The sequence below is a fragment of the Vreelandella maris genome (assembly GCF_013371085.1).
In the GTDB taxonomy this organism is placed as follows: domain Bacteria; phylum Pseudomonadota; class Gammaproteobacteria; order Pseudomonadales; family Halomonadaceae; genus Vreelandella; species Vreelandella maris.
The window spans coordinates 1-6014 of the sequence record NZ_JABWCV010000053.1 but is presented as its reverse complement, the minus strand read 5'-3'; the positions used below and the strand labels follow the sequence as shown (position 1 = coordinate 6014).

At 52.9% G+C, this 6014-nt stretch carries 7 protein-coding genes and 1 pseudogene; 1 reads left to right on the top strand and 7 read right to left on the bottom strand.

From position 1 onward, the window contains the following. Window positions 1–101: 101 nt before the first annotated feature. The 5 genes from HUO07_RS21190 to HUO07_RS21170 form a co-directional block, all read right to left on the bottom strand. Window positions 102–1646 (bottom strand): putative bifunctional diguanylate cyclase/phosphodiesterase, encoded by a 1545-nt coding sequence (locus HUO07_RS21190; protein WP_246286971.1) that lies wholly within the window; start codon window positions 1644–1646, stop codon window positions 102–104. An 8-nt stretch (window positions 1647–1654) separates the two neighbouring features. Continuing rightward, window positions 1655–2326 carry a glutathione S-transferase gene (locus HUO07_RS21185; RefSeq protein WP_008957087.1) on the bottom strand — a complete coding sequence of 224 codons (672 nt, stop codon included), beginning with the start codon at window positions 2324–2326 and terminating at the stop codon, window positions 1655–1657. A gap of 178 nt (window positions 2327–2504) precedes the next feature. Next, window positions 2505–3080, bottom strand: a complete 576-nt coding sequence (locus HUO07_RS21180) for a putative antibiotic biosynthesis monooxygenase (protein ID WP_008957086.1) — start codon at window positions 3078–3080, stop codon at window positions 2505–2507. Between the two features lie 172 nt (window positions 3081–3252). After that, window positions 3253–3636 carry a hypothetical protein gene (locus tag HUO07_RS21175; RefSeq protein WP_008957085.1) on the bottom strand — a complete coding sequence of 128 codons (384 nt, stop codon included), beginning with the start codon at window positions 3634–3636 and terminating at the stop codon, window positions 3253–3255. A gap of 8 nt (window positions 3637–3644) precedes the next feature. Continuing rightward, complete coding sequence (locus tag HUO07_RS21170; RefSeq protein ID WP_101145725.1) at window positions 3645–3872, bottom strand: DUF2835 family protein; 228 nt, start codon at window positions 3870–3872, stop codon at window positions 3645–3647. 181 nt (window positions 3873–4053) lie between these two features. Here HUO07_RS21170 and HUO07_RS21165 point away from each other — a divergent pair, with 181 nt between their 5' ends. Continuing rightward, the gene (locus tag HUO07_RS21165; RefSeq protein WP_176305111.1) at window positions 4054–4728 is read left to right on the top strand and encodes a putative metalloprotease CJM1_0395 family protein; all 675 of its coding nucleotides are present in this window, start codon (window positions 4054–4056) and stop codon (window positions 4726–4728) included. Here HUO07_RS21165 and HUO07_RS21160 read toward each other — a convergent pair. Together HUO07_RS21160 and HUO07_RS21155 are read right to left on the bottom strand one after the other, a co-directional pair. After that, window positions 4725–5939 (bottom strand): putative bifunctional diguanylate cyclase/phosphodiesterase, encoded by a 1215-nt coding sequence (locus HUO07_RS21160; RefSeq protein WP_340162521.1) that lies wholly within the window; start codon window positions 5937–5939, stop codon window positions 4725–4727. The two genes, HUO07_RS21165 and HUO07_RS21160, sit on opposite strands and share 4 nt — an antisense overlap. Beyond that, a pseudogene (locus tag HUO07_RS21155) lies at window positions 5914–6014 on the bottom strand (IS5/IS1182 family transposase); the annotation flags it as partial. The gene HUO07_RS21160 and the pseudogene HUO07_RS21155, both read right to left, overlap by 26 nt.

Sequence of the window (6014 nt, the reverse complement as noted above, 5' to 3'; positions counted from 1 at the left end):
GTGTGTCTGAACGCCGGAAAGTGGTTAAAAAGTAGCCGATGTAAGTCGAGCCAGTAGGTGTTTAGCGGTGTTACAGCCTGAGTGCGGTACTGGCTGAGGTACTATGAGAAATCCAGGCTAGCGCGGAGTTTCAACATCGTATTGCGCACCCGAACTGGCTCGCACATCAGCAGGCTCTCCGTTACTTCCAGCACCAACCGGCTTGGCGGTGCCAGCGTCTCTGCTAATAACGCCTCTACGTCATGCACGAAGTCGGGTTGCTGAAACTGAACAGAACTCACATTAACGGAAATACTTAAGGTGGCGTAGGTCGCTTGATGGGACCACTTTGCCAATTGCTCGCAGGCCGACCTTAGCACCCAATAACCGATGGGCACAATGAGCCTATTCTCCTCTGCCAGAGGTATAAACGTCGCGGGGGAGACCCAGCCACGCTGGGGGTGATACCAGCGCAATAATGCTTCAACCCCCGTGGTCACGCCCTGATGGTCGACCTGCACCTGATAGTGCAGAGCCAACTCATTGCGCTCAAGGGCCTTATGCAGGTCAGCTTCCAGGCTGGCCCTTTCCAGTACGCTGGTCTGCATATCGGCGTTAAAAAAGCACAGCGTGTTGCCGCCAGCCCTCTTCGCCTGCTGCAAGGCCATATCCGCCTGTTGCAGCACGCTATCCATGCTGTGTTCGCGTCCGGCAAACAGTGCAATGCCAATACTGGCGCTAATGGGTAACGAATGACCGCTTCTCACTTGAGCGATGGTTTCCAATAGCTGGCGGGACATACGTTCAGCTTTTCGGACGGCCTCGGTCTGCGGCTCGCCCAGGTTATTCAGCAGTACCACAAATTCATCACTACTAAAGCGTGCCAGCGTGGCCTCTGGCTCTAGCCGCTGTCGTAGCTGTTCAGCAACGTTAATCAACAGGTGATCACCACTCTCATGACCCTGGATGTCGTTCACTAAGCGAAAGTTATCCAGATCAATCACCAACACAGCGCTATAAGACGCTGACCACTCATCATGATCGATCGCGGACGTTAACGAGTCCATCAGCATCCGACGGTTGGGCAGACCTGTCAGTGAGTCATAGAAGGCCAGATAGTAGGTGCGCGACTGCATTTCGAGGTAGTCGGTGAGTTCCGTCGAAATACCGCATAGAGAAGGGGGAGCGCCGGGGGACATCGACAGCGGCATTTTGATCGATAAGAATGTTCTTACCTGGCTTTCACCTTGTAAGACGTTACTCTCCTCGACCGTTACTTTCTTGCCCGATGCCAATACGCTGCGATCAACCTGCTCCATTTCAGCAGCGCTGCCGGCATCAAAAAACTCAGCGTCGCACTTACCAATAACTTTGTCGGCTGGCAGACCAAATAAATCGCTGATACGGCGATTCACGTATTGATACTCTAAGGTCGGTGACTTGATATAAATAAAGGCATCGACACTATCCAAAATAGTCGCCAGCATCTCTTTATTGGTTTGCAGCAACGCCCGGTTATGTTGCATGCGGCGCTTGAGCAACAGATTGCCCAGCAGTGCTAAAAGCAGAAAAACGAGCAGCAAGGCGATTCCCCAGCGCCCCAAATAAGTGTCAATGCTGCGCAGCAGCTCTGCTGGCAGAGCTGCTGAAGTGGCGAAATGGTACATGGTAGTTATTACTGGCCAGGCATGGTTAACGGGCCAGCTCGCTCTACCACTCGCTGCCACGCGGAGTCTTGTTCGATACGCGATACAAAAGCGGCAATGGCAGAATACTGCTCTAACGACTGGACGGCCGCCACTGCCTGTAGCGGAAAGCTCATTTGAATATCCGCGCCACTAGGCCAGGGGCCGGCAAAATTACCGTTGGCTGATAAGTGCTGGTTTATAAAAGTGAGGTGCTGTTTCATCTGCGGTGCTAAAAAACGCTTACTCACCGTATCGCTAATGCCTTTCGCCAGCGGTTTAATCAGCCAGGGCGACTGCTTGGGAACTTGGCTAAACACAAGCTGCATCACCAGCAGTGGCATCAGTGAGCCTTCGGCATAATGTAGCCAGTAGCGGTAATCTACCCAAGCCCGCAAGTCATCGGGAGAAGGCTGACACCGCCCTTGCCCATAGCGCTGTAACAGGTAGTCAATGATCGCGCCTGACTCAGCCACGGTGAGATCACCATCGGTAATGACCGGGGATTTACCAAGCGGGTGGATTTTTTTTAGCGAGTCGGGCGCTTGCTGTGTTTTGTCATCGCGTTGGTAAATTACCAGCTCATAGTCCAGTTCTAAGGCTTCTAATAGCCACAAAATCCGATGAGAACGAGACTTTTCCAAATGGTGAACGTGAATCATAAACACTCCATGGGGCTGGGTTATACACCAGCATTGCACTGGCGACAGTTATCCATTACTGCAAGCACCTTCAGCTTAGTAGCATAAAGATCATCTTAATAGGATCAATATACTAAAGTTAGCACCATTACAGCGTTGAACCCCATGAAAGCATTAAACTAGTAAAAATTAATGAAAATTAACGATGTGCATGACGCCAGCGCGCCAGTAAATCCAGCGGTGACCACTTTCCTTGCAGCCAAGGTGCTAATAAGCGCGTCGAGAGCGGAATAAACACAAACACCATCACTGGCGTCAACATCAAGGTACTCACCATCACCCGCGGCACCAGCGCCCAATCGGCCAATACGCCGCCAAATACCCATTGGAAAAGCAACGAGATGGGGAAGAAAGCCAACCAAACAGCCACGGCTTGCTTCCAACGCGGCGGAGCGCTGTTTCCGTTGTTTTGAAACCACGTGTCCAGCCCAGTGGCACGGTGCTCTTGAGGCGCTTCATACAGCCCTTTTCCGCGCGCCAACCACGCATGGCGTGAGGCGGAGTGTTCCCAGGCGGCTAAGGTTTCGCTGCTGCTAAAGCGAAATATGATCTGATATTCATCGTCATCAGCGGGGGGTGCTAGTACGCCAGAGCCGAGGTAGCCAGCAAAATCAGCCGCCAGCTCGCGCCCTTCGTTTAGCCAACGATTAAAGTCGAAGTAGCGGCCGTGCTCAACGCGACGAGCCACCATCAATGTGACCGGTGAGGCAGACATGGTATATCTCCTAATATGTGGACAGCCAGCGCCGGGTAGGCAGGCTGCTTGCTTTCAGGCGGGTAAGCCTGAAAGTCCAATGCCACATTGTACAAGCAATGTTGATGCCATGCTGTGAATGTTACGTACTGGCAGTTAGTGCTAGGCGCTAGAACAAGGTGCACCGGGTGATTTACCGCCCAGGAATCGGGTGGGGGCGTTCTCCTCGCTGGAAAGCACATACATGCTGGTAGATCTCTTTAGCACTGCGTATCGCATCCGCCTCTTGAGGATCAGGCTCTACGACCGGCCCTTGATACTCGCCTTCAGAGCGAAGAATGGCATCGACCTCAGTCCGATAGCGATTCAGCAAGTGTTCTAAATTGATTCTTATGCGGTGGGTCTCCAGCCCAAACGCTTGGCGCTGATCCGTGCGTTTAAGTATGTCCAGAGGATTGGTAGCCGCTTCACTTAAGCTTTCTAGCGTAGAGAGCACTAACTTTTCAGCACTGTTTAAATTGGGAATGACGTAATAAATGAGGTCATTCAGGATGATCGATGTTTCATCGCGGTGCATAGGCAAGCTCAACGTCCGGTTAAAGGATCAATACTAATAAATCGGCCCTGTTCAGAAAAACTTAATCGATAAATACCGCGCACACCATCGCGGCTAACCACACGACGAATCGCCTCGGCAGGAAAGATTACCCAGCGCCCATCCACGCTGCGGGTACGCACATTGGCAATGCGCCCCTCATAATGGGCTAAACACTCATCATAATTTAGATTGATGACGACATCGATGGTTAGCATAGGATGGTTAGCACAGATAGTAGGTCAGGGTTGAGATAGCGAAGCGCCCTGGTAATTAAAGTGACAACTACATGAGTCGTTGAATGATTGCGCGACGAAACACATAGCGCTGACTTGCACTGTCGGCATCGCTCGCTAATACTTCATGGTATCCCAACTCGCACTGCGTCGGTAATAAACTATGGCCGTTTCTGCTATCAGCACCTCGTCTCTCACTGCGTGGGCTTACCCTGCAGCAAATACGCACTCACCGCGTGTAGAGCAAGCGTCAAAGGAGCGCGCGCTTGACGAAGAGACAACTCCTAATAACGCCTCCAGCGACACCAGTACGCATGAAGAGAGTAGCAGCGACGCAGCTGGCCCCAAGCGTGCTGACGGCACTCCCATGGCGCCGGAAGAGATTCAGCAATTAGAACAGCTTAAGCAGACCGACCGCGAGGTACGCCAGCACGAGATGGCTCACCAAGTCGCAGGTGGCGCCTATACCGGCGGCGCTAGCTACGACTATGACGTTGGCCCCGATGGCAAGCGCTACGCAGTGGCAGGCGAGGTGCCGATCGATTACGGCCCGGTGCCCAATGATCCCCAAGCGACTATCGAAAAAATGCAGACCGTGATCGCCGCTGCGATGGCCCCTGCCGACCCCTCTCCCAAAGACCATCAAGTGGCCGCTCAAGCACGCCAATATTTACTTGAAGCGAAGTTAGAAGCGGCCATGCAGCGTAGTGAAATGGAGCAAGCCCGCAGCGCTAGTGCCGCTGATTCGTCAGAAACTACGTTGTCGGAAACTACTTGGCCGGAAACTACAGCTGAGCCAATCGCTGAAGAACCCACTGCTAAAGAGCAGGCCGCTTAACAGGCTGGCTGAGCCAGCGAATTCCAGTCCGCACGCATTGGCCAATCCGCAAGCCAAGCCGGCAGGGCTTCAGCAGGCATTGGCCGGGCAATACCGTAACCCTGCGCCAACTCGCAGCCCAGCGCCATTAACGCTTTTGCATGTTCAAGCGTTTCCACGCCTTCGGCCAGCATGGGTCGCCTAAAGCGATTAGCCATATAAATCACGCTCTCCACAATCGCCATATCGTCTTGGTCGCTGAGCATGTCGCGTACAAAGCTCTGATCAATTTTGATCAAGTTGACCGGCAGTTGACGCAAGTGGGTTAACGACGAAAACCCGGTTCCAAAGTCATCAATAGCGAAGCTTACGCCTAGCGCCTGACAGAGCGACATATTGTGCAGCGCGGCCTGAACATCATGCATCGCGGCGCTCTCAAGCACCTCAAGCTTTAGCATTGATGGCGGCACATCAGGGTGGCATGCCAATAGCTCGGCTAAACGTTGGCTAAAGCTACTCACTAACAGATGCGTAGGGCTGATATTCACATTGATGGGCAGCGCGATGCCTTGGGCATGCCATTCCGTTAATTGGCAAAGTGCCCGCTCAATGACCCATTCGCCCAAACTCACTTCTAGCGGGGTGGTATCAATGATGGGTAAAAACTGGCCAGGGGCAAGCAATCCTTCTTCAGGGTGCTGCCAACGAATCAGCGCCTCGACCCCGACCACTTTGCCACTGCGCATATCGACCTGAGGCTGATAGTAAAGACACAGCTCATTATGATTGAGCGCATCAATAAAACGCTGACGCTGCTCATGGCGCACCTGCAGCAAACGGTCATGGTTAGGATCAAACAAGTGAAACGTATCGCGACCGCGCTGTTTAGCGCGATACATTGCCTGGTTGGCATGACGCAACAATACATCGCCCTGAACGTGATCATTCGGGTAGCGCGTCACCCCTAAGCTTGCCGTCAGATGAATACTCTGTCCATCGACCATGAGTGGTTGGCGAATGGAGGCTAACAACTTCTCAAAAAAATCTTCGTCTACGCCATGGTGGAGTAACAGCACAAACTCGTCGCCGCCCACCCGCGCCAGTACATCATCACCGAACAGTAGATGGCTTATGCGCTGTGAAAATGAGGAAAGCAGCGCATCGCCCACCGACGTACCAAGCCGATCATTAGGGTCTGTTGACGTTTCACATGGGCAGCCATAAACAACCACAAGCTAAGGCCACCATGCTTTCGTAGTTTCGCTTGAGCTTGTCGTAACGCGTCGCTATGGCGCGATACGGCTTCA